At 69.3% G+C, this 23,657-nt stretch carries 20 protein-coding genes and 1 tRNA gene; 13 read left to right on the forward strand and 8 right to left on the reverse strand.

Annotated elements, in window-relative coordinates; translation table 11 throughout:
- Positions 1 to 151: 151 nt before the first annotated feature.
- Positions 152 to 8,173 carry an SdrD B-like domain-containing protein gene (locus tag FSY98_RS06665; protein WP_144875111.1) on the forward strand — a complete coding sequence of 2,674 codons (8,022 nt, stop codon included), beginning with the start codon at positions 152 to 154 and terminating at the stop codon, positions 8,171 to 8,173.
- A 94-nt stretch (positions 8,174 to 8,267) separates the two neighbouring features.
- Here FSY98_RS06665 and FSY98_RS06670 read toward each other — a convergent pair whose 3' ends face one another.
- Complete coding sequence (locus FSY98_RS06670) at positions 8,268 to 9,197, reverse strand: AraC family transcriptional regulator (RefSeq protein ID WP_144875113.1); 930 nt, start codon at positions 9,195 to 9,197, stop codon at positions 8,268 to 8,270.
- Between the two features lie 191 nt (positions 9,198 to 9,388).
- Here FSY98_RS06670 and FSY98_RS06675 point away from each other — a divergent pair, with 191 nt between their 5' ends.
- Positions 9,389 to 10,348 (forward strand): cation diffusion facilitator family transporter, encoded by a 960-nt coding sequence (locus tag FSY98_RS06675; RefSeq protein WP_144875115.1) that lies wholly within the window; start codon positions 9,389 to 9,391, stop codon positions 10,346 to 10,348.
- A gap of 43 nt (positions 10,349 to 10,391) precedes the next feature.
- Here FSY98_RS06675 and FSY98_RS06680 read toward each other — a convergent pair whose 3' ends face one another.
- Both FSY98_RS06680 and FSY98_RS16915 read right to left on the reverse strand, forming a co-directional pair.
- Positions 10,392 to 12,164 (reverse strand): HNH endonuclease signature motif containing protein, encoded by a 1,773-nt coding sequence (locus tag FSY98_RS06680; protein ID WP_144875116.1) that lies wholly within the window; start codon positions 12,162 to 12,164, stop codon positions 10,392 to 10,394.
- A gap of 126 nt (positions 12,165 to 12,290) precedes the next feature.
- Positions 12,291 to 12,833, reverse strand: a complete 543-nt coding sequence (locus FSY98_RS16915; RefSeq protein ID WP_260857297.1) for a MarR family winged helix-turn-helix transcriptional regulator — start codon at positions 12,831 to 12,833, stop codon at positions 12,291 to 12,293.
- A 102-nt stretch (positions 12,834 to 12,935) separates the two neighbouring features.
- Between FSY98_RS16915 and FSY98_RS06690 the strand changes: the two genes are divergently transcribed.
- Positions 12,936 to 13,748 (forward strand): MarR family winged helix-turn-helix transcriptional regulator, encoded by an 813-nt coding sequence (locus tag FSY98_RS06690; RefSeq protein WP_144875118.1) that lies wholly within the window; start codon positions 12,936 to 12,938, stop codon positions 13,746 to 13,748.
- 98 nt (positions 13,749 to 13,846) lie between these two features.
- Here FSY98_RS06690 and FSY98_RS06695 read toward each other — a convergent pair whose 3' ends face one another.
- Positions 13,847 to 14,431, reverse strand: coding sequence for a TetR/AcrR family transcriptional regulator (locus FSY98_RS06695; protein ID WP_260857298.1), 585 nt, complete (start codon positions 14,429 to 14,431; stop codon positions 13,847 to 13,849).
- Positions 14,432 to 14,514: 83 nt separating this feature from the next.
- On the opposite strand from FSY98_RS06695, the gene FSY98_RS06700 reads away from it, so the two are divergent.
- Complete coding sequence (locus tag FSY98_RS06700) at positions 14,515 to 14,952, forward strand: DUF6069 family protein (RefSeq protein WP_144875122.1); 438 nt, start codon at positions 14,515 to 14,517, stop codon at positions 14,950 to 14,952.
- 127 nt (positions 14,953 to 15,079) lie between these two features.
- Here the strand turns inward: FSY98_RS06700 and FSY98_RS06705 are convergent, their stop codons facing one another.
- Both FSY98_RS06705 and dcd read right to left on the reverse strand, forming a co-directional pair.
- The gene (locus tag FSY98_RS06705) at positions 15,080 to 15,640 is read right to left on the reverse strand and encodes a hypothetical protein (RefSeq protein ID WP_144875124.1); all 561 of its coding nucleotides are present in this window, start codon (positions 15,638 to 15,640) and stop codon (positions 15,080 to 15,082) included.
- 1 nt (position 15,641) lies between these two features.
- Entirely contained in the window at positions 15,642 to 16,247 is a 606-nt protein-coding gene (dcd, locus tag FSY98_RS06710) for a dCTP deaminase (RefSeq protein WP_144875126.1), read from the reverse strand.
- A gap of 92 nt (positions 16,248 to 16,339) precedes the next feature.
- On the opposite strand from dcd, the gene FSY98_RS06715 reads away from it, so the two are divergent.
- Both FSY98_RS06715 and FSY98_RS06720 read left to right on the forward strand, forming a co-directional pair.
- Positions 16,340 to 16,413 (forward strand) — tRNA-Gly (locus tag FSY98_RS06715).
- A gap of 168 nt (positions 16,414 to 16,581) precedes the next feature.
- On the forward strand, positions 16,582 to 17,568 hold the full coding sequence (locus tag FSY98_RS06720; RefSeq protein ID WP_186307567.1) for a DUF3800 domain-containing protein: 987 nt from the start codon (positions 16,582 to 16,584) through the stop codon (positions 17,566 to 17,568).
- 28 nt (positions 17,569 to 17,596) lie between these two features.
- On the opposite strand, the gene FSY98_RS06725 is transcribed toward FSY98_RS06720, so the two are convergent.
- Entirely contained in the window at positions 17,597 to 18,034 is a 438-nt protein-coding gene (locus tag FSY98_RS06725) for a MarR family winged helix-turn-helix transcriptional regulator (RefSeq protein WP_144875130.1), read from the reverse strand.
- A gap of 91 nt (positions 18,035 to 18,125) precedes the next feature.
- On the opposite strand from FSY98_RS06725, the gene FSY98_RS06730 reads away from it, so the two are divergent.
- From FSY98_RS06730 to FSY98_RS06740, 3 genes are all read left to right on the forward strand, one after another.
- Positions 18,126 to 19,010, forward strand: coding sequence for an alpha/beta fold hydrolase (locus FSY98_RS06730; protein WP_144875132.1), 885 nt, complete (start codon positions 18,126 to 18,128; stop codon positions 19,008 to 19,010).
- Between the two features lie 315 nt (positions 19,011 to 19,325).
- Positions 19,326 to 20,198 (forward strand): helix-turn-helix domain-containing protein, encoded by an 873-nt coding sequence (locus FSY98_RS06735; protein ID WP_186307568.1) that lies wholly within the window; start codon positions 19,326 to 19,328, stop codon positions 20,196 to 20,198.
- A gap of 220 nt (positions 20,199 to 20,418) precedes the next feature.
- On the forward strand, positions 20,419 to 20,688 hold the full coding sequence (locus FSY98_RS06740) for a hypothetical protein (RefSeq protein WP_144875136.1): 270 nt from the start codon (positions 20,419 to 20,421) through the stop codon (positions 20,686 to 20,688).
- A gap of 18 nt (positions 20,689 to 20,706) precedes the next feature.
- Here the strand turns inward: FSY98_RS06740 and FSY98_RS06745 are convergent, their stop codons facing one another.
- Complete coding sequence (locus tag FSY98_RS06745; RefSeq protein WP_144875138.1) at positions 20,707 to 21,042, reverse strand: hypothetical protein; 336 nt, start codon at positions 21,040 to 21,042, stop codon at positions 20,707 to 20,709.
- Positions 21,043 to 21,205: 163 nt separating this feature from the next.
- On the opposite strand from FSY98_RS06745, the gene FSY98_RS06750 reads away from it, so the two are divergent.
- From FSY98_RS06750 to FSY98_RS06765, 4 genes are all read left to right on the forward strand, one after another.
- The gene (locus tag FSY98_RS06750) at positions 21,206 to 21,658 is read left to right on the forward strand and encodes a BLUF domain-containing protein (RefSeq protein WP_144875140.1); all 453 of its coding nucleotides are present in this window, start codon (positions 21,206 to 21,208) and stop codon (positions 21,656 to 21,658) included.
- A 110-nt stretch (positions 21,659 to 21,768) separates the two neighbouring features.
- Positions 21,769 to 22,146: a GntR family transcriptional regulator gene (locus FSY98_RS06755; protein WP_144875142.1), complete on the forward strand. Its 378-nt coding sequence runs from the start codon at positions 21,769 to 21,771 to the stop codon at positions 22,144 to 22,146.
- On the forward strand, positions 22,139 to 22,987 hold the full coding sequence (locus FSY98_RS06760; RefSeq protein WP_186307569.1) for an ATP-binding cassette domain-containing protein: 849 nt from the start codon (positions 22,139 to 22,141) through the stop codon (positions 22,985 to 22,987). Before FSY98_RS06755 ends, FSY98_RS06760 begins: the two co-directional genes overlap by 8 nt.
- On the forward strand, positions 22,984 to 23,622 hold the full coding sequence (locus tag FSY98_RS06765) for an ABC-2 transporter permease (protein ID WP_144875146.1): 639 nt from the start codon (positions 22,984 to 22,986) through the stop codon (positions 23,620 to 23,622). The genes FSY98_RS06760 and FSY98_RS06765 overlap by 4 nt, the downstream gene beginning before the upstream one ends.
- The last annotated feature ends 35 nt before the right edge of the window (positions 23,623 to 23,657 follow it).

A 23,657-nucleotide genomic window follows, 5' to 3' on the forward strand; every position in this document is an offset into this window, starting at 1 on the left:
TGCTCAGTATATTGCCAGGTTCACTCGTTGTTTCCGCGTGGTGTACAACTGTCCCTGTTCGTGCCGGCACCCCGCGTTCAGCGGCTCCGGCTAATGGCCCTGAGGGGGGCCCACGTCACTCATCGTTCTCGTTCCGCACCCAGGAGATACCGTGGATTCCTCTCACGCTGACTCTGCACGCCCGACCGTCCGCTCGACCTCTCGAGCGATTGCCCGCCCGTGGCGTGCAGTCCTCGCGGCGGTCGTCACCGCCGTCACGGTGGGCGCATCGATCGTCGTCGCATCGCCGGCCGTCGCAGCCGACGGCACCGTGACCGGAGTCGTGTACCAGGACTTCAACGACAGCGGCACACGAGATGCGGCGGCCGGCGACTTCGGCGGCGACACGGGCGTAGGCGGCGTGCAGGTCACCGCGACCGACTCGACCGGGGCCGTCCGGGGCACCGCCACCACCAGCGCCACCGGCGCCTACACGCTGACCGTGACCGGCGCGGCCACCACGGATGTCCGCGTGGAGTTCACCGCCCTGCCCACGGCCTTCCGCGCGGCACGCAGTGGTGCCGGCAACGGCAGTACCGTGCAGTTCGTCAGCATCGGCGCCACCGGAGTCGACCTCGGGGTGACGCAGGAGGGCATGGTGCAGACGACAGCGGGCGCACCGCGGGTCGTCGTGCCTTCGCAGCGTTCCATGATCGCCTACGCCGGCGGGGACGACGTCGAGGGGCCCACCCCGAACGTTCCCGATCAGCCGGCCCTTTTCGGGACGACGTACGACTCGAGCGGAGACCCCGCATCCGGCCGCCAAGTGCTCGCGACACAGGGGCAGATCGGTACGACGTGGGGCACGGCGAACTACGGCGACAGGCATGTGTTCAGCGGCGCGTCGTTCCGCCGTGGCACGATGGTCGGCCCGCAGGGACTCGGCGCGATCTACCTCACCGACGCCACGACCGGATCACCCAACGCCACGCCCTTCGTGACGATTCCCAACGCGGGCACGAACCCGCGTCCCGCAGACCTCACCGGATACGACTGGCTGCATGACACGGCCGGTTTCTCAGCCCCGGGTCGCATCGGACTCGGCGACATCGAGATCTCGGAAGACCGTCGCACGCTCTACGCCGTCAACCTCAACGACCGACGGCTCTACGCAGTGCCGCTCACCCCCGGCGCGACGCCGGGCGCTGCCCCCGTCGCCGGTACTCCGCAGGCCATCACCATCCCTCTCGCCACCGCCGCCGGGTGCGCGAACGCCGCGGTCCGCCCATACGGTCTCGGCACCTTTCGCGGCACTCTGTACGTCACCCTGACCTGCACCGGACCCACGGCGAACGACCTGCGCGCGTGGGTGGTTCCGATGAACGAGGACACCAGGGCGTTCGGCGCCGCCGTGTTGAACGTGCCACTGACCTTCACGCGAGGCCCGAAGTACACCGCGACCTTCCCCGCCACCAGCCGGACGAACAACTATCTCCCGTGGGTGGAGACGTTCCAACCGCTCGGCGAAGACGGATACGGGCGCGGACCCTCGCCGATCGCCTCCAGCGTCGTCTTCGATGCCGCGGGCAACATGTCCCTCTCGATCAAAGACCGCTCGGCCGATCAGAACGGAATAGCGCTGAGCAGCACCACGCCGTCGGACACCGAGATCTACGTCTATATCGGTGTGGGCGACCTCCTCCGTGCGTGCCGCAACGCCGCAGGCACGTGGGTCACCGAGAACGCCGGCAGCTGCGGCGGGAACACCTCGACGCAGCCGGCCAACAACTGGGGCATCGGCGGCAGCAAGTTCTACGAGACCGTGTTCTACACGACGGCCGACATGCGCAGCTACCACGGCAGCACCGCGATGGGATCGGCGCTGCAGCTCCCGGGCTACACGAACGTGATGGCGACGGTCATCGATCCCCTCGCTCTGCGCCAGGACGGCCTGCGCGTGTATGGCAACGACGACGGTCGGGTCGAGCGCTCCGCGACGCTGACTCGAGCCTCCGACCGCGACGGCAGCTTCGCCAAGGCCGGCGGTCTCGGCGACCTCTCGGCGCTCGTCGCCGAGGCACCGGTCGAGATCGGCAACCGGGTATGGCTCGACTCCGACCGCGACGGCGTGCAGGATGCCGGCGAGGCTCCCATCGCGGGCACCACCGTGCGGCTCTACTCGGCCGACGGTTCGGTGATCGCGACCGCCGTCACCGATGCGGACGGCGAGTACTACTTCTCGTCATCGCCCGGCACCTCCTCCCCCTCCGCGCAGTACGGCCTTCCCCTCACCGCGGACACGGGCTACGAGATCCGTCTCGACAACGCCGCCGACTACGGCGCCGGCGGTCCACTGGAGCATCTCGCGCCCACCGTCACAGCGGCGGGCGCCGATCGAGCGGTCGACTCGAACGGCGTACGGCAGTCTCCGGTGCTCGTCTCCGCTGCGGCGCGCACCCCCGACGCGGGGGCGGCCGACCATACCTTCGACTTCGGTTTCGTACCGCTGCTCTCGCTGGGCAACCGCCTCTGGTACGACACCGGAACCGGTGCCGGCGAGACCGACAACGGCCGGCACGACGCCGGCGAACCGCCGATCGTCGGCGCCACGATCGAACTGCTCGACGCCGCAGGCGCCCCGGTGCTCGGCGTCGACGGCGCTCCGCGCACGACGGTGACGGATGCCGCCGGCTACTACCGCTTCGACGACCTCCTCGCCGCCACCTACCGCGTGCGCGTGGCCGCCGGCAACTTCGGCGCGGGCGCCCCCCTGAGCGGCTGGACCTCGTCGACCGGAGCGTCGGCCGCGTTCGATGCCGGCAGCAACAACGCCGACAAGGGCGTGGACGCGCCGAACCCGTCGGCGACGGGTGTGACCTCCGGTCCGATCGCGCTCGCGCCGGGTGTCATCGGCGATGTCGACCCCGGCGCGACGGGTGCCGGTGCTCACGGCCCCGGCGGCGACGCCACCGACAATCTCACGGTGGACTTCTCGTTCGTGCCGCAGATCGACCTCACCATCGACAAGCAGCTCACGTCGGGCAATGGCCCCTACCGCCTCGGCGACGAGGTCACCTTCGATCTCCTCGCCTCGAACAACGGCCCCGGCGCCGCGCGCCCCGGATTCACCGTGACCGACCGTCTCCCCACCGGGCTCGAGCTCGTCTCGGCGACCGGCGACTCCTGGTCGGCCGCGACGGTCGTCGGTCGGGACGTCATCCTCGAGTGGGAGGGCGGCACCCTCGCCGCGGGCGACGACGCCGAGCCGATCACGGTGACCGCGCGAGTCACGTCGGTCGACGCGGGGTCGCTCCGCAACGTCGCCGTGGTCGAGCCTTCGCCGGATGAACCGATCGGAGAGTCCATCCCGGTCGGATCGACTCCCGACGAGTTCGAGAACGGCAACCCCGTGCCCGACCCCGAGAACCCGTCGAACAACGACGACGGCGCCGACATCCCGGTGCTGCCGCCGACGCTGAGCCTCGGCAACCGGCTGTGGCTCGACACCGGAGACGGAGACGATCTCGACAACGGACGGTTCGACGACGGCGAGCAGCCGGTGGCCGACGCCGTGGTCGAGCTCCTCGGGGCCGACGGCGCACCCGTGTTGGATGCGGCCGGCGACCCGGTCGTCGCGACGACGGATGCTGCGGGCTTCTACCGCTTCGATGACCTCTCCCCCGGTCAGTACCGAGTGCGCGTCGCCGCGGGCAGCTTCACCGCGGCAGGGCCGCTGGCTCACCACCTGTCGAGCACGGGCTCCTCGGCGGCATTCGACGCCGGGTCGAACAACGCGGACAAGGGTGAGGATGCGCGATTCCCCGCCGAGACCGGTGTGACATCGGCCGTGATCGACCTGCAGCCGGGCGTGACCGGCGAGCTCGACGGCGGAGCCACGGGCGCCGGCGCGAACGGTCCGTTCGGCGATCAGTACGACAACCTCACCGCCGACTTCGGTTTCATCCCGGCGCTGTCGCTCGGAAACCGGCTGTGGTTCGACGACGGCACGGGCGCCGGACAGGCCGACAACGGCATCCTCGACGACGGGGAACGGCCAGTCTCCGGAGCGGTGGTCGAGCTGCTCGACGGCACGGGCGCTCCGGTGCTCACATCCGACGGTGCGCCTCTCGTCGCGACGACGGACGCCGCGGGCTTCTATCGGTTCGACGACCTCCCCGCCGGCGACTACCGGGTGCGGATCGCCGCGTCGAACTTCGCGACGGGTGCACCGCTAGACGGTTACTTCTCGTCCAGCCCGACGTCGACCGACTTCGACGGGGCATCGAACAACGCCGACAAGGGTGCGAATGCCCCCGATCCCGCCACCACCGGCGTGGTCTCGTCGACGGTGACGCTCGCCCCCGGCGCACAGCCGGCTGACGACGTGGATGCCGGCGCATCGGGCGCCGGTGCCCACGGCCCCGGCGGCGACGCGACCGACAACCTGACGGTCGACTTCGGATTCATCGAGCGACTTGCGGTCGGTGACTTCGTGTGGTTCGACAGCGACCGCGACGGCATCCAGGACGCAGGGGAACGTCCCGTTCCCGACGTCACCGTGACGCTGCTGAACGCCGACGGGACGCCCGCGGTCCACGGCGACGGAAACCCCGTGCCGCCCGTCACGACCGATGCGAACGGACACTACGTGTTCGACGGACTGGTACCCGGCGACTACCGCGTCCGCTTCTCGGGCTTCCCCTCCGGCTACGCCCCCACGAAGGCGTCGTCCGACGGATCGACGTCGGCGAACGACTCGAACCCCGACGCCACCGGCCTGACCCCGGTGTTCACCCTCGCGGTCGGGTCCGACACCCGGCCCGTCACGCCGGCCGACGGAGCGACGGTCGCGCGTCGGATCAACCCGACGATCGACGCCGGTCTCGTCGCGGCGATGAGCCTGGGCAACCGCCTCTGGTTCGACACCGGAGCCGGTGCACGCACCAACAACGGGAGCGTCGACGCGGACGAGGATCCCGTGGCGGGCGCAGTGATCGAGCTGCTGAACCCGGCCGGGCGGCCGGTGCTCGACAACGACGGCGACCCGATCACCACGACCACGGATGCCGAGGGCTTCTACCGGTTCGACGGCCTGACCCCCGGTCAGTATCGGGTGCGCGTCGCTGCCGCCGCTTTCGCCGATGACGGTCCCCTCGCCGGGTACGTGTCGTCGACCGTGACATCGGGTGCCTTCGACGCCCCGAGCAACAGCGCCGACAAGGGCGTCGACTCCCTCGACCCCGCTACCACGGGCGTGAGCTCGGCCGTGATCGATCTGCAGCCCGGTGTCACGGGTGAGGTCGACGACGACGCGGAGGGTGCCGGTGACAACAGTCCGTTCGGCGACGCCTTCGACAACCTGACGGTCGACTTCGGGTTCGTGCAGCCGTACGACCTCACGGTCTCCAAGCAGCTGACGTCGAAGTCCACGCCCTACCAGGTGAGCCAGACCGTGACCTACTCTCTGACCCCCTCGAACACCGGCCCCGGCACCGCCGTCTCCGGATTCACCGTGTCGGACCTGCTGCCCGACGGCCTGACGTTCGTCTCGGCGACCGGTGCCGGCTGGCAGCTCGTCGACGCGGCCGGACCCGAGATCGTGCTCCGGTGGACGGGCCGCTCGCTGGCGGCCGGAGACTCCGCGACCCCGATCACGGTGACGGCCACCGTCTCCACGGAGACCCCCGGAACGCTCGTGAACTTCGCGGTCGTCGAACCGTCCCCCGATCAGCGGACTCCGGAGAGCATCCCGGTCGGCAGCGGACCCGACAAGTACGAGAACGGCGACCCCGCGCCGACCGCCGGCAGCCCGTCGAACAACGACGACGGCACGCCGATCGTCGTCGCCGGCCCGACGTACTCTCTCGGCAACCGGCTGTGGGAGGACACGGGCGCGGGTCCGCTGACCGACAACGGCCGGTACGACACGGGCGAGGACCCCGTCGTCGGAGCGCGCGTGGAGCTGTTGAACGCCGCCGGCAACGTCATCGCGACCACGTCGACCGACTCGAGCGGCTTCTACCGGTTCGATGACCTCGCCCCCGGCGACTACCGGGTCCGCGTCGCGGCGGTGAACTTCGCCGCGGACGGACCGCTGGCATCGTGGTTGTCATCGACCGCCGCCTCGGCCGACTTCGGCACCCCGTCGAACAACAGCGACAAGGGCGAGGATTCGCTCGCCCCGGCCACGACCGGAATCACCTCGAGCGTGGTCGCGCTCGGCGCAAGCGACAGCCCGTCGGGCGAGGTGGATGCCGGAGCGCGCGGCGCGGGAGCGAACGGTCCCTTGGGAGATGCCTTCGACACGCTCACCGTGGACTTCGGATTCATCCCGGGGTTGTCGCTGGGGAACAGGTTGTGGTTCGACGCCGGCTCCGGCGAGGGCGAGGCGAACAACGGCGTCTTCGATGACGGGGAGGCCCCGGTGGTCGGCGCCGTCGTGGAACTGCTCGACGGCACGGGAGCACCGCTTCTGGTCGGCGGGGTTCCGGTGACGACGACGACCGATGCCAAGGGCTACTACCGGTTCGACGGGCTGCCCGTCGGCGACTACCGCGTGCGGGTCGCCGCGTCGAACTTCACGCCCGGCGCCCCGCTCGCCGACTGGCTGTCGTCGAGCCCGACGTCGGTCGATGCCACGGAGAACAACGCAGACAAGGGCCAGAACGCTCCCGACCCGGCGATCACCGGAATCACCTCCGGCGTCGTAACGCTGACGCGTGCCAACCCGACCGGGGACGGCGACGCAGGCGCGACAGGTGCGGGCAGGCATGGACCGAACGGTGACGCGGCGGACTTGCTGACGGTCGACTTCGGGTTCACACAGGCATTCGCGGTGGGCGACACCGTGTGGCTCGATGACGACGGCGACGGTCGACTCGACACCGACGAACCCCGCGTGCCGAACGTCCTCGTCACGCTTCTCAGCGCCGACGGAAACCCCGTGACCGACCTGGACGGTGCCCCTGTGGCGCCGGTGCGCACCGACGCGAACGGTCGCTACGTGTTCGACAACCTCCCCCCTGGCGCGTACACGGTCTCGTTCACCGAGATCCCCGCCGGTGTGCAGTTCACCCGCCAGGGCGCGGGCGACGAGCTCGGAGACTCCAACCCGGGACGAGACGGCATGACACCTGTGTTCGTGCTCGGCCCAGCGGGAGATCGCACGACCCCGGTGGAGGCCGGGGACGGTCAGATCACGGCAACGCGCATCGATCGCACGATCGACGCAGGCCTCGTCCCGCTGCTCGCGATCGGCGACTACGTGTGGATCGACCAGGACCGTGACGGACGCCAGGATGCCGGCGAAGCACCGGTCCCCGGTGTCACCGTGACGCTCCTCACCGCCGACGGAACCCCCGCGGTCGACGCCGACGGCGCGCCCGTCGCCCCGACCACGACCGACGCTGCCGGGCACTACGTGTTCGACGCCCTCCTGCCCGGCGACTACCGGGTCCGGTTCACGGACCTGCCCGCCGGGTACCGCCCGACCCGGCAGTCCGCTGCCGGCACCACGAGCGCAGACGACTCGAACCCCGACGTCACCGGCCTCACGCCCGTGTTCACCCTGCGCGGGAACGGCACCAACGTGCGCCCCGTGGCCCCCGGCGACGGGATCACCCGCGCGCAGCAGATCAACCCCACCATCGACGCAGGCATCGCCACCCAGCTCTACGCCATCGGCGACGTCGTCTGGTTCGACACCAACGCCAACGGCCACCTCGACCCCGGCGAGCAGCCGGTGCCTGGCGTCCTCGTGTCGCTCCGCGACGCCGACGGGAGCCCGGCACGTGACTGGCGCGGAGGGGTGGTCCCCGATCAGCGGACGAACGCGAACGGGCAGTACCTGTTCGACGGTCTCGTCGCGGGCGACTACTACATCCAGTTCAGCGACATCCCCGCCGGGTACACCTTTACCGCCCATGGCTCCGGAGGAGACGGCGACTCCAACCCGCTCGCCAGCGGACGGACCCCGGTGTTCTCTCTCGGCGCCGACTCCGCCGACCTGCGGCTGGTGTCCGGCGCGGACGGCACGCTGCTTGCTTCCTTCATCAACTCGACGATCGACGCAGGGCTGGTGACGATCCTCCCCACCACCGGATCGGCCGTGCCCGTGTGGGCGATCATCTTGGGCGTGCTCCTCCTTCTGCTCGGACTCGGGCTCACCGGAGCACGTCGGCGCCGAGCTCACTGAGAGCCGGGCGAAGCCCGACGGCGGATCGGACCCCAGCCGATCCGCCGTCGGCGCTGCTGCGAGTCCCGGATCTCCGCACTGCGCGAGCGGATGGTCACCGAGGGATGGTCGCGCGCGGCGTCTCGCCGTAGGCGTCCTTGTATGCGGCAGCGAAGCGTCCGAGGTGCGCGAAACCCCAGCGGTGGGCGATCTCGGCGACGGTCGTGCGTGCAGGGTCCGCCCCCAGGAGCTCCTGATGCGCGGCCGACAGTCGGGCCGAGCGCAGGAACGCCATCGGCGATTCACCGTAGGCCTGCTGGAACGCGTACTGCAGTCCCCGAACACTCAATCGTGCGGCCTTCGCGATGTCGTGGATCGTGATCGCACGCTGCAGATTGTCGTCGATGAACGCGCGCGCTCGTCGGGCGGCGATCGATGAGGTGGCGGTGCGCTCAGCGGGCCGGTGCAGGCCGAAGGCGATGATGGCGGTCGCGATCATCGAACGCGTCGCCTCCTCCCGGATGAGCAGGTTGTCGTACATTCCGGGCTGCAGCACGTGTCGTCGGTAGACGCCGATGGTCCCGGCCCAGAGGCGCTGCATCGCCGGGGAGATGGGGCGCACCGCGGCGGGATCCAGGGTCGTCGGCTCTTCGACGAACGCCGATCGGGCGATCTCCCGCACGGCAGTGCCACGCACGGCGATGCTCGAGAACGCTCCCCGTGGGATGGCGAGTTCGCAGACGATCAGGGACGGGACCCTGATGCTGTCGCCGGGCGCCGCAACGTGCTGGGTCCCATCGACGTCCATCATGAATGCCGCGGTGCTCGTCATGATCTGCAGGGCGTCGGCAGGGGCGCTCTCCACGCGATACGGTGTGCCGATCTCCGTCGCGGCGTCGACGAGCACGTCGCCGCGTGTCACCGATGCCCGCAACGACAACCCGCCGCGACCCCCTACGGTCGGGCGGTTGCCTCCCGCCATGACGGTGAGAGCCTCGATCGCTTCATCTCGATCGTGCGTCTCGAGCGTGGTCCTCTGCAGCATTGCGCTTCCACGATGTGATCGTCGGGAGTCCCCCTCGAGATCCCGTGCGGCACACGATACTCAGGGCGGAGGAAGAGTCAACGATTCTTCCTCCGACCGGGGCGATTTCGTCATGGAGGAGGCGAATCCGTTGCGCGAGACGGATAGGGGTGCGCGGATCGGACAATCGACGCAGGAGTAATCTCGCCTGGGTGACGGTCATCATCGCCTTCCTCGCCAACGTCCTCGTGGCGGTCGCCAAGACGGTGGCCGCCGCGCTCACCTCGTCGGCGTCGATGGTCGCCGAGGCCGCGCACTCGTGGGCTGACGCCGGGAATGAGATCTTCCTCCTCATCGCGGACCGCCATGGCGCCAAGGCCAAGGACGAGCGGCATCCGCTCGGGTACGGTCGCGCGGCGTTCGTGTGGTCGCTGGTCGCCGCATTCGGGATCTTCACCGCCGGGTCGATCGTGTCGATCATGCACGGCGTGCAGGAGCTGTCGGAGACGGGTCCGGTGGAGAGCCCCGGCATCGCGTACACGGTGCTCGGCATCGCGTTCGTGCTCGAGGGGGCGTCGTTCACGCAAGCACTGGTGCGGTCGCGCAAGCTGGCGCGCGAGCGGGGATCGTCGACGTGGGACTACGTGCTCGAGACGAGCGACACGACCCTGCGTGCGGTGTTCTTCGAGGACGCAGCGGCTCTCATCGGGCTGGTGATCGCCGGTGGTGCGATCGCCATGCATCAGATCACGGGCGTCGCGGCGTGGGATGCCGTGGGCTCGATCCTCGTCGGCGTGCTGCTCGGCATCGTGGCCCTGATCCTCATCCGCCGGAACATCGCGTTCCTGATCGGGTCGAACGCCTCCCCGGCTCTGCGCGAGCGCGTGGGCCTCGCCCTGCTCACGTCTCCGCAGATCCAGCGCCTCACGTATCTGCACATCGAGTACGTGGGGCCGAACCGACTGTTCATCGTCGCGGAGGTCGACCTCGCCGGCGATGCGCGTGAGCACGACGTCGCGAGGCGTCTGCGTGACGTCGAGCAGCAGATCGAATCGCACCCCGTGGTCGAGACGGTCGTGCTGTCGCTGTCGGTCGACGACGAGACCTCGCTCGACTTCGGCGTGGGCGACGGTACCGGGACTGGCACCGGTACCGGCACCACTACGGCCTAGCGCCCGCGACCTCATGGCTTCGCACCCGGGTAGCCCCGGGAGCTCACGGTCCCACGCCCGAGATCAGGGCGCGATCACGGTCGGCGACCGTCTTTTCCGTCGCCAGCGCGGTCGCTCGCTCGACTGTTCTTGCGGAACCGCGGCGTCTCGCGCGTCGAGCGGACCGGTCTCTTGCTGACTCGACGTGCATTTCGGCGCTGAGGCGCGGCGTCCGCCAGCGCTGTTCCGGGTCCCACCACGCCGGACCCCGTACCTGAGGAACGCCCTCTTCCATCCTGATCTCCCACCCTGATCCGTCGAGCGAGCGATGATGCCACCAACAGAGCGGAACCCCGTTGTCGGTGTGGGTGGGTCCTCCGCGGGCGTGCTCGGTGACGTGGTGGATCTCGCACCATGAGGCCGGGACATGACATCCGGGGATCAGGCACTCCCGGTCGCGCGCGACGATCGCCCTCCGTTGATGCACCGTGAACACCCGGTCGGTGCTGTCGATCCCGATGATGCGGCCCTCGTGCAGCGTGACCCGCTGGATCGTGCCGGAGCAGCCCGTCTGAGCCGCGACCCTGATGGGGACCTGACCGTACGCGTCGCCATGAGCTCCGGCGAGGGTCGCCCGCCCCGTCTGCTGCTCGAGGTCGCGCGCATCGACGGTCACGACGAGCGTCGGCGCCGCCCCGCCGAGCGTCGGCATGTCTTTATGGCGCGCCGCGATCGCGAGCATGGCCGCGAAGGCATCGTGACGCTTCTGCACCGCGGTGCGCTGGTCGATCACCGCACGCGGATCCGTATTGAACGGATCGGCATCGGCATCGGCATCGGCATCGGCATCGGCATCGGCGTCCACCGCGGCGGCTCTGGCCGGGTGAGAACCGGCTGTAGACGGGTGAGGGCCGGCTGTGGCGGGGTGAGAACCGACTGTGGCCGGGTGAGGGCCGGCTGTGGCCGCAAGAGCATCGGCGTCATCGGCATTACTCCGCCCCGGCGCCTCCGACGGTACGAACGCGACGCGGGGCCCGGAGCCGCCTGCGGGATTGGTGATCGCGTCGATCACCGACTCGAGCTGGGCGGCGACCTCGGGCGACAGCCATCCGCGGACCGGCCGGAGCCCGTCACGCAGGCGACCGAGCGTGATCCCCCGTCGGTGCTGCGCGTTGCGATCGTCGGGCTCCGCTCCGTCGGGATCGAGCACGGCCAGGAGCGTGTGCGCGAGGTACGACAGATCGTCGGGCGTCGGGACGGGGCCCGATCGTGAAGTTCCGAGACGGCGACGCCGATCGTCGTCTGCATCCCACGCGGAGAGATCTCGGTCGGGATCGTCCTCCGCGCCCCGCGCCTGCGCGGCATCGGCCAAGCATTCGTCCGCACCCGCACGCTCATCGAGCGTGAGCCGGGTCCACGCCTTTTCGATCGGCGCCGTCGCCGCCAGCATCCCTGCGATCCCGATCCTGCCGTCGATCAACGCCTCGCGGAGCGCCGGCCATCGCGCCGGCATCCGCTCCCCGGAGAGCAGGTTGACGTCTCGCCGAACCAGGTCGACGACGCGCCCGATCCGCGTCGCGCCGGCGGAGTCCACCGCCAGCGCGCGCTGCAGCAGTTCATTCTGCGAGCGGCACCCGGCGGTGTGCGGCAGATCGACGGCGTCTCCGGTGGCGACCGCCTCGACCACCACTGCCTCGGCGCGGCGTGTCACCGCCCCCGCTGTCGCGACGATCGCGACCCTTTCGTCGTCGGACAGCCCCGCGAGCGCATCGTCGCTCAGCGCACGGTCGAGGTCTGCCACGACCTGATCGAGAAGTTCACGGGTGCGGGATGTCATACCCCCATCCAACCGGGAGCCACCGACATTCCCAGGCCTCAGAAAGTCTATTTATTCCCGATCAGCATGGTATTCCGGAACGCCTGCCCACCGTTCCGGCATATCGAGCGACCGGGCGACGGTCAGCTACGCTCGCCAGTTGTCGGCCAGCTTGCCGAGCAGACGAGCCAACTCGACCCGCTCGTCGTCGGTGAATGCGGCGAGCGCGTTGCCGAGCATCTCACGCCGCTCCCCGCGCATCCCCGAGGCGAGCGCGCGGCCCTCATCCGTCAGCGCGATGCGCGTGCGGCGGGCGTCGTCGGGATCCGCCTCGCGACGCACCCACCCGTGCGCGACACCCTGCTGCACCAGACGGGACGCACGCGGCTGGTCGACGCCGATGGCGGCCCCGAGATCGCTCACACTCATCGGGGAGGATGCCGTGGCGAGCGCCTCGAGCATGCGCATCCGCGCCGGTCCGCCGAAGCGGCCCGAAGGGTCGGCCACCCATGGCGGCACCCCCGGCCGACCCGGGTGACCGTGCTCGAAGTGGTCGGAATGGGGACCGCCGTGCCAGCCGTGCGGCCCGGGCGCTCCGGCGCCGCGGCCTCGGTCGCCCGGACGCCTGCCCCGCAGACGGGAGAGGGCGCGGGCGATCGCCTCGGCGGGATCTTCGTGGGGAGAGGTCACGGTCAGATTTTACATGCGACTTGACATGCAATCCGCATACATGTCACACTACATATACATGCACTGTGACAAGCACATGCACACTGACATTCAAGGATTCCCATGAACACCACTGACGCAGAGAACATCAACCCCACTCCCGACCGCCCCATCGGCTACTGGCTGAAGGCGGTCGACCGCCTCCTGGCCGCTCAGTTCGAGACCGCCTTCGCCAGCGAGGGAGCGAGCCGCCGCGACTGGCGACTGCTGAACGTCGTCGACGGCACTGCTTCCTCCCGACGCCCGCTCACCGCGCACAAGCTGCACGACCTGGTCGCCCGCGGCTGGGTCGTCGGCGAGGGGGACGGGGCGGACGGATGGACGCTCACCGATGACGGACGTGCTGCCAAAGAGCGGCTCGGTGCCATCGTCGACGGCATCCGCGCGACGGTCACCGACGCCGTCTCTCCCGAAGACTTCGCCACCACGATGGCCTCCCTCGAGGGCTTCGCTCGCGCACTCGGCTGGGACGAGGAGACGCCGCTTCCCCGCGGACGCGGTCGAGGCCACGGCCGCGCACACGGGCGCGGCGGACACCGTGGCCACGGCGAACACCGCGGCTTCGGCGAGCACCGCGGCTTCGGCCACCGTCACGGCTTCGGCCACGAGAACGGACACGACTGCGGACACCGCGGCCACCCCGGACACGACCGCACGGCCCATGACCGCATGGCGCACGACCGCAGCGAACACGGCAGCCCCGAGCACGGGCGCGCCTTCCGACCCGGCCACGCCTTCGGACCCGGCCCTGACTTCGGACCCGACGAGGACCACGGACACCACCGCGGCCACGGCCGCCGTCGTGCGGTCCGCCTGGCGCAGCACGCGTACGAGCGCGGGTTCGACGCCGGCTTCAGCCGCGGGCGCGACGCCTGACCACGGCATCCCTCGAGAGCCCCTCCCCCACGCGGGGTGGGGCTCTTTCTCGTCCCTCCGGGAACCGCGCCAGGGTCGCCCCGCACCGCCGACGTCGACTACCGCAGAGCCGGAAGCACCACCTCGTCGACGAGCTGCGTCACCGCGTCGGGGTCGAGAGCACGACGACGCAGGCTCACGCTGCCGAATGCCGCGGTCGGCACGATCCCGGCGACGAGGGCGACGGGGGCGTCCGGCCGCACCTCGCCTCGATCCCTCCATCGCTCGATCACGGTGGTCAGCGCGGCGACGGGCGGTCCGCCGATCACCCGATAGGCGACGGCACGAAGCTCGGCGTCCCGACCGATCTCGCTGAGGATGCCGGCGAGCACGGTAGCCGTCCGCTCGTCCGGGTCGGCGAAATGCAGCGCTGCGGCCAGCAGATCACCGCGCAGCGTGCCGGTGTCCGGCACCTCGGTCGAGACCTGCAGGGCTCGGACCGCCGCGACGACGAGCTCGGCCTTCGTCTCCCACCGACGATAGATCGCCGACCGGCCGCAGCGCGCTCGCTCCGCGACCGCCGCGATCGTCATCCCGTCATACCCGTCTTCGACGAGGAGGTCCTGCACCGCCGCGAGGATGGCCGTCTCGACTCCGGGATCGCGCGGGCGACCAGCCGTCCTGCTCGCTTCGTCCGCTCCCACTCCATCATTGTACATTCCGGGATCGGGCGGTACCGTATATAGCGGTACTGATCAGTACCGTATTCCTCGAGCAAGGAGTCGTCATGGTCACCACCACCACCGCCGCTGCAGAGCGCACCGCGACCCGACCACGCGCCCGCGCGGCCCTCATCCTCACCGCGGCCGTCGCCATCGCCGTCGCCCTCAATGCGGTAATCGCCGCGGTCGCGATCGCGGGCGGCACCCCCGCCACCTACGGACCGCTCACCCCGCCCGCGTTCGGGCTGTTCACCGCGCTCGGCGTCGCGGCCGGCTGGGTCGGCTGGTCGCTCGTCGATCGGCGCGCGAAGAACCCCGGTCGGATGCTGTCGATCCTCGTCCCCGCGGTGACGGTCGCATCGTTCATCCCCGACGTGCTGCTGCTGGCGCTCGGATTCATCCCCGGCACCACCACCGGCGCCGTCATCGCGCTGATGGCGATGCACATCGTCGTCGTGGCCGTCGCCGTGCCGGCGTACATGCTGGCTTCGCGCCCGCGCTGAGCGCGGGAACCGAGCGCGAAAGGGCCGAGCGCACAAGCGGCTGAAAGCGAAAGGCCTGAACGCGAAGGGCCGAGCGTGAGAGGGCCGAGCGTGAGAACCGAGCGCGAAAGTGCCGAGCGGGTCCGCGTCAGCCGAAGAGCGCTGCGGCCGACGTGAGCGGGACCGCGACGGCATCCGCCGCGAACGGCAGGCCGACCGTCGTTGCGAGATACACCGCGACGACGATCGCGCCCGCCAGCAGCAGTACGAGCACGGCGAACACCGCGATCGCGAGGCCGCGGTACGAACCGGGGTCCGGGTCCTGCGGAGCCACCGACGGCCGCGCCCAATCGTCGGCGACCGCCGAGGGCTGGTCGTCCGACAGCACAGCCGGACGACGGCGAGCGCTCCGCGTCGCGGGCAGCTCGGCATCGGCCGGGGGCGGCGGGATCACGGCATCCGCCGGCGGGATATCGGCAGGCGGTGCGAGCAGCCCCTCCGGTACCGGGGCATCGGATGCCGAAGGCGGAGACAGCAGCCCCTCCGGTACCGGGGTCTCGGGTACCGGCGCTTCGGGAGCAGGAGTCTCGGGAACAGAGGCATCGGATGCCGGAGGCGCGGCGCGCAGCTCGTCGGCGACCGGCGTCACGGGCGGTGGCGCGACAGCATCCGCCGAGTCGTCCTGCGGGCGCGTGCTGTCGTCGCTCATGTCAGCCTCCGAAGGCTCCGACGTCGGTGACCCCGACGTCCGTGCGGTGGAAATTCTGGAACGAGCGGGATGCCGTCGGCCCCCGCTGCCCCTGGTAGCGGTTGCCGTACGGGCCCGACCCGTAGGGATTTTCGGCGGGCGAGGTCAGGCGGAAGAAGCACAGCTGACCGATCTTCATACCCGGCCACAGCTTGATCGGCAGCGTTGCGACGTTCGCGAGCTCGAGCGTCACGTGCCCCGTGAACCCGGGGTCGATGAAGCCGGCGGTCGAGTGCGTGATGAGGCCGAGGCGCCCCAGAGACGACTTTCCCTCCAGGCGGGCGGCCACGTCGTCGGCCAGAGTGACCTGCTCGAACGTCGCCCCCAGGGCGAACTCCCCCGGGTGCAGGATGAACGGCTCGTCGGGGTCGACCTCGATCAGTCGCGTGAGCTCCGGCTGGTCGACCGAGGGATCGATGAAGGGGTACTTGTGGTTGTCGAACAGCCGGAAATAGCGGTCCAGGCGCACATCGACGCTCGACGGCTGGATCATCTCCGGCTCGTGCGGCTGCAGACCGATCCGGCCTGATGCGAGTTCTGCTCTGATGTCGCGATCGCTGAGAAGCACGGCACCAGCCTAGTTGCCGCGCCGAGACGGCGCTTTGGTCGTGACGTGCCGGGCGGGTAGGCTTGCGATCACCTGCTCCACGGATCAGGTACGGGGCTGTAGTTCAATGGCAGAACTTCTGCTTCCCAAGCAGACAGCGCGGGTTCGATTCCCGTCAGCCCCTCCACATTCAGACATGCGCGAGACGACACGCCGCGGCCGCCAGAAATGATTTGGTTAGCAGCTAAGCCGCTGGCATAATTAGTCACGCAATCAAGCGTTCGCTGCACTCTGTGCAGCAAGTCCTACGGCCACCGGTATCCCGGTGGCCGTAGTTGTATCCGGGAGGCCATCGTTGTTCCTGTGTTACATCGATGAGGCTGGCGACGAGCAGTCCCTACGCACTCGAACCGATCCCCCCGTTCTCGTTATCGGTGGACTCATCGTCGAAGAGACGCATGCGCAGGCCCTCGTCTGGGATTTTCTGCAACTGAAGAAGCGCTTCAACCCAAGCCTCAACCGCGAGGGTGTGAAGCTCTCCGAAGTAGTCGCTTTCGAGATCAAGGGGAGCAACCTCCGCGCCGACATGCGCTCCACCAGCCGACGGCGGCGGCGCGCAGCCTTCGGCATCCTCGACGCCGTACTCGATCTGCTCGAGCGCCATAACGCTGTCGTGCTCGGGGACATCCATATTAAGGGCCCCGGCAACCTAGGTCGTTGGGTGTACTCCAAGTCCGTGTCGACCCTTGCAGACCAGTTCGAGACACTCTTGCGGGCTGCAGGCTCCACGGGGCTCATGATCCTCGACGCTCGCACGAAGTCCAAGAACGTGCCGAGCGTCAACGGCATAACCACCCAGCGCTTCAGGTCAGGAGGAGGCTCGTACCCTCACCTCGTGGAGTCGCCCGTCTTTGGACACAGCGACGCTCACGTCTCTCTCCAGATCGCTGACCTCATCGTCTCCGCCCTCCTGTTCCCAATGGCCTGTGCGGGATACTGCCTCTGCCTCCTAGACAACACCCATCCGAGCTCCGAGTACCTCGACGTGCGGGAACGGTACGGAGCACGACTACGTTTGCTGGAGCACAAATACCTCGCATCCGATGGCCGCCGCGCCGGCGGCATTCGAGTGCGGGACAATATGAATCATCAACCCACGCTCGCCATCTTCCAGGAGGTGCCGTTCACATTGCGGGCGCCTGCGGCGCCGCCACTCTCAGCACGCGAGAGCGTCGCGTTGGTGCATGCCGCGACCGCGACCATTTCGATCGAATCCCCCGCAACGCGACCACGCCACCGAAGAGTGAACCGCGGACTCAGCGGTACCGGCGATCGGGAATGACTTCGGACGAGCTCTCGGCGCGAAGCCCTCACTGCCCCCGGTCGGTCGCGACTACGATCCGCTGGAGCGCGGCGATGGCCACCTCCGCCGCATCCTCGTCCTCATCCCTCCACCGCCGGAAGACACGGTCGAAGGCCGCCGCCCCGATGCTGATCGCGTCCTGCCCCCGAGGCGTGACCTGGAGCGCCTTCCGCCGAGCATCGAGCGGATCTACCTCGCGCGTCACGTACCCCAGCGACTCGAGCAAGGCGATGGTCTTCGCGGCCGCCTGACGGCTGACGCCGGTCTCGCGCGCGAGGCTCGCAGCGCTCGACGCTCCTGACTGGATCGCTTGCATCGCCAGCTCATTGGCCACCGTCAATCCCGGGTGGCCGGCGGCCTCGAGGTCGACCAGCACCTCGTCGACCATCGCGTCGAACGCTCGCATCAGCAGCTGAGCGAACCCGGCACCACTATCAACCCCCACGGGACGACTGTAGCGTCGACGACAGCGTTTGACAACCTGGTTGACGGATGCTCTACTAGGCAACCTAGTTGTCAAATCGAGGGAGAACTCCATGAGCACAGTCATCGACGCACCCGGGGCCACGATCCCGGAAGTCCGACACCACGTCGCCGACGTCAACGGCACGACGCTCCACTACGTCTCGGCCGGAAGCAGCGGCTCGCCGATCCTCCTCATCCACGGATTCCCCGAAACCTGGTGGGCGTTCCACCGCCTGATCCCGGCTCTCGCCGCAGACCACCGCGTCTTCGCCGTCGACCTCAGGGGCTTCGGGGATTCCGCCGTCGCGGCGGAAGGGTTCACCAGTGCGGATGCCGCGGCCGACCTCTTCGCGCTGATCACCGAGCTGGGCGTGGGCCCGGTTCACCTCGCCGCGCAGGACATCGCCGGCGGCACCCTCTTCCGACTCGTCTCGGACCACCCCGAGATCGCCCGCAGCATCGTCGCCATCGAGATGGGGCTCGCGGGCTTCGGGCTCGAACGACTCGGCGATATCACCCAGGGCGGTTCGTGGCACATCGGCGCCCTCGCCGCGCCGGGCATCGCTGACATGCTGTTCGCCGGTCGCGAGGAGGAGATACTCGGCCGGTGGGCGTTCCCCTCGATGACCGCAGACCCGAACGCCGTCACCCCCGCAGACATCGCGGAGTTCGCGCGCACGTACTCTCGGGCGCACGGGTGGTCGGGTGCGGTGGGGCTCTACCGGTCGATGCTCGCCGAGGGCACTGAGTTCCGGGAGCGCGCACGCACCAAGCTCACTGTACCCACCCTCGCCGTCGGCGGATTCGGCGGCCCGTTCACCGAGACGACCGTCGCCCAGATCGTCGACGGTCCTGTCGAGAGCGTCCTCCTCGAGGGCGTCGGGCACTACGTCGCCCTCGAAGCGGCCGACCGTTTGGGCCGGGCCATCCTGACGTTCCTCGACACCCAGGAGTGACGACGTCCGGCGACGACATACATCCCGCCGTCGCCCCGCCCCCCTCCCGGAGGGTGCTGCGACGCCGGACCTTCCCGGATGTGGGGAGGACCTCCCCAGAAGGCCCTCCCCACCCGCTCGCACCAGTGAGCATGCCCTTCCAGCCAGAGACACGAGCGTGCGCGACCGCCCACCTCCCGGGAGGCGCGGGCACACCGGTGAGGTTCGGAGTCAGCCGCGGGTCGGATGGCTCGGGCGACGGACTCCCAGGATGTTCCCATCCCGCCCAGCCTGGCTATGCTCGTGTCACCCGAAGCAGCGAGGAGGCGAGGCGGGGTGCAGAGATTCCCAGCGCTCTACCATCATCGGAACTTCAGCCTGCGCGACGAGGACGCTCGGGCGTTCGTCGCATCGACCGGCTGGGCCCTCGACCCTCCCGTGGAGGACTTCACCTTCGCCGGCGATCTCCTCAAGAGCCGGGATTTCATCCTCTCGCGGTTCTGGCATCCCGCCGCGAGGTTCACGCGCGCGCCCCTGCCGCACCAGAGGCCAGGCGAACGCCTGATGATCCTCGTCGTCACGGAGGGGAAACTGACGGTGGGCACGAGGACGACCGTGAACACCGTGCCCGAGGGCGGCGTGCTGCTCGCGCGCCCCGAGAGCATCACCCACATCGAGAACACGGTCGCGGTCGTGTGCTCTCTCGTCATCCTCGGCGGATACAGCCTCGCGAACGGCGTGATCGTCAAGACGGGAACGGCCGCGCCCGATTACCTCGCTCTGTTCCTGACGCTGACGAACGCCATGCTCTCCCGACCGGTCCTGCCGTCCGAGGCCGCGTTCAACCATGCGAAGCGGGCGGTCACGGAACTCGTGGCGGCGATGGAGGTCGCCAGCGATCTCCGCTCCGAGAAGGAGGAGCATCGCCCGGGCGACCAGATCTACATCCATGCGGTCGCCCTGATCACGGCGCAGTCGTCTGACCCCGCGACCACCGTGACCGCGATCGCGCGGGAGCTGGGCGTCTCGCGTTCGCACCTCTTCCGTGCGTTCAAGACTCACGACGACAGCCCGTCCGCCCATCTGCGCAGGGTGCGCGTCGCGAGCGCCACGGCGCTGCTCGAACAGGGCGTGAAGGAGATCTCCGCGGCCGAGCAGTCGGGGTTCGCCACGGTTCGCCGGATGCGCAGCGCCCTCGCCGAACGCTGACGACGGCGCCGCACGCTGACGACGGGACCGGACGCTGACGACGGGAAGCCTCGCGGTGTTGCGCTGCGACGACCAAGATGTTGCAAAACGGATCCAGTGAGTCGCCTATGCGTCATCATCGCAGGAACGAAGGCCGACTCAGCGTGGTGGAAGGCAGCAAGCTCGGGGGTGGATCGTGGGGGTCGACGCGGCAGCGATGTGCGGGGATCGGAGTGCGTCGATGTTCGGCGCGGAGAGCGGGGAGAGCTCCGCGCCCGACTCGTTCGACGAGCAGGAGTGGCAAGAGATCCTGAGGGTCGCCGCGGCGAACGTTGAGGCCGCCGACCAGCGGTTCCGCAGGGAGCATACGGGCGACGACGTCGTGAAGGTCATCGCAGCATTCCGCATCTACGGTCCCCTGGTGGAGCTGTCGGCGACAGCTCTCCGCCGCTACGCGGAAGCCGTATCGGCTGGCACTCCGTACGACCTGATCACCGGCGACGTCGAGTAGCGGAGGAGTCGAATCGCTCTAGGCTCCCGCGCCCGTCGATTCGATCTCTGCCGAATCCAGAACCTCGTCGACGAGGGAGATCCCGCCGCTCGAGTTCGCCGAGTGCACGAGCTGCTCGATCCACTTCATGCTGATCTGCGGGGGCTCCGGCTCGTCGAAGACGAAGCGGAGCGGGATCGACGGGTGGATCCAGATCGTCGAACGCCCGCCGGGCTCACCCTCCGGATGCTTCCAGGAGAGGGTGAAGGATTCGTTGCGTCGCAGCTTCGTCGCAATGACGATCTTCAGATGCGCAAGAGCACGGTCGTCGATGTGGATCGGCACGTCGCTCGGACCGTAGATGAGAGTAGCCATGTCCTCGCCCTTCCCGCTGATAGATCAGTAACTAACTTACCTACTTATCCCGTCGGCGACTGCGGCCGTGTCACACTTCGTCCGCATCACGATGGCCGGTCGAGGAACCGACCCGATCGGCGCGCGCCCCGGCCGCGCCCCGGTATTTCGGTAGCCTGACCAGATGAACGAGGATCACCCGCTGCTGTCGCTCGTCTACACCAGCTCGGCCGCGCAGCCGTTCTCCGAGACCGAGCTCAGCGATCTGCTCCGGGACAGTCGGACGAACAACCGCTCCCTCGGCGTCACCGGACTGCTGCTGCACCGGGACGGCGAGTTCGTGCAGATCCTCGAAGGCACCCGTGACGAGGTCGGGGATCTGATGGCGCGCATCGCTGAGGATCGCCGTCACCGTGACGTCCGCGTCCTGCTCGAAGAGCCTCTGCACGAGCGCCGCTTCCCGCAGTGGACCATGGGCTACGAATCCCTCGCCTCGATCGACGAGACGCCTCCGGAGGGGTACCGGGACTCGTTCGACGATCTGCGGATGGGCGATCACGACATGATCGGCCGAGCACTCATGGAGCTCACCATGTGGTTCCGCGTCCGGGAGACCGATCGGTCCCTCGGCGCATAGGCGGCGGCGACCGAGTCACGCCCCGCACCGCTCCCGACCGCGTTCTCCGGTGATTGCCAGGCACGGCCGCACCTCCACTGTTATGGTGTTTATATACAGAAGGAGGTTCGATGAGGGTCGCGATCTCGACGAGCGCTGCCGTGCCGATCTACGAGCAGATCAAGACGCAGGTACGGGCGGCGATCCTGTCAGGGGACGCACCCGACGGCAGCACTCTGCCGTCACTGCGCCAGCTGGCGGCTGATCTGCGCGTGAGCGTCATCACCGTGACCCGCGCGTACAACGACCTCGTCGCCGAAGGACTGGTCCGCAACGAGCACGGTCGAGGCTTCGTCGTGCTCGAGGTCGACCCGGCGGTCGCGTCGGGCGGTCTGGCCCGGCGCATCGACGCCGCACTGACCGAGCTGCTCGTCGCGGCGCGCGACGCGCGCATCGACATCGACGAAGTGCACCGACGCCTCGATGAGGCATGGAGGAAAGATGACTGACGACATGGTGCGGATCTCCGATCTGCGCATCGAACGCCCGAGCTTCGAGGTGCACGACATCTCGTTCACGATCCCGCGGGGAGCCGTCGTGGGGCTCGTCGGACCGAACGGCGCCGGGAAGACGACCGTCATCCGCTCGATCCTGGGTCTGCGGACACCGGATGCCGGAACGGTCGAGGTCCTCGGGCTTCCCGCCGGGTCGGCCGCCGCGCTGGCGAAGACCGGCGTCGTCCTGGACCGACCGACCGCCGCCGGCGACTGGCGGGTCTCGTCGGTGGGGCGTCGGCTCTCGCCGTTCTACCCGGACTGGGATGACGCGCTGTTCTCCGAGCTGCTCGACCGGCTGCAGGTCCCTCGCACCCAGCGGGTCGACGAGCTCTCCCGCGGTCAGGGCGTCAAGCTGTCGCTCGCCTCCGCTCTCGCGCAACGCCCGGAGCTGCTGATCCTCGACGAGCCGTCGAGCGGGCTCGATCCGGCATCCCGTCGCGAGATCGGCGACGTGATCAGGCAGTTCATGGTCGACCCCGCGCATGCGGTGCTGATCTCGACGCACATCACGACCGACCTCGACGACCTCGCCGACGAGCTGCTGGTCTTCGTCGGCGGACGGATCGCCCACCGCGGCACCCTTCCCGACGCCAAGGAGGACTTCGCCATCGCTCGCGGAACGGGTGACGTGCCGGTCGGCACTCTCGGCGCGCAGCACAGCGGTGGGCAGTGGGCTGCGCTCATCCGCACCGACGATTCGGCGATGTTCGGCCCGGAGGTCGTGATCGACGAGGCGACCATCGACGACATCATCATCCACCTGGCCGCCGCGCACGAGGAGGCAGCAGCATGACTCTCGCATTCACCCGACTCGACGTGATGTCGTGGTTCCCCCGCAGGCAGACCCTGCTGCCGCTGGCGTTCGTCGTCGTGGTCGGCCTGGTGCTGCCGATACCGGGGATGGCGATCGTCGCCGCGGCCTTCGTGACCTCGCTGATGCTGTCGGCGCCGTTCCTCGGCGACGAGCGCGATCACCTCGACACCCTGTACGGCATCCTGCCGCTCTCGCGCCGCGCGGTGGTGATCGGCCGCCTGCTGTCGATCCTGATCTACGGCGTCATCGCCATGGCCATCGCGACGGTCACGACGCTGGCGGTGGCCGCCGCACGGGGAGCCACCGTGGCCCCCGAGTTCCTCGGCATCTGCTTCGCGGCCGCGTTCGCCGTCATGGGGATCGCCGTCGGCGTGCAGCTGCCCGTCCTCTTCCGCGTCGGGTACTCGCGCGGCCGACTGATGGTCTACGCGCCGGCGCTGCTGCTGGCGGCGGCGGCGTGGGCGTCGCAGGCCTTCGGCCTCGTCGACGGCGACCTGATCGGCACGATCCCGCCCGCCCTCGGCCTCAGCGTCTGCGTGGCCGTCGGGGTCGTGGGCATCGTGGTCGGCACGATCCTGGCCGTCCGCCTCTACTCGACCCGCGAGCTCCGCTGACCCGCACGGGGCGGCCTCTGGGCACTGAACACGGA

Origin of the sequence: Microbacterium sp. 1.5R (genome assembly GCF_007667425.1) — a bacterium.
Lineage (GTDB): Bacteria > Actinomycetota > Actinomycetes > Actinomycetales > Microbacteriaceae > Microbacterium.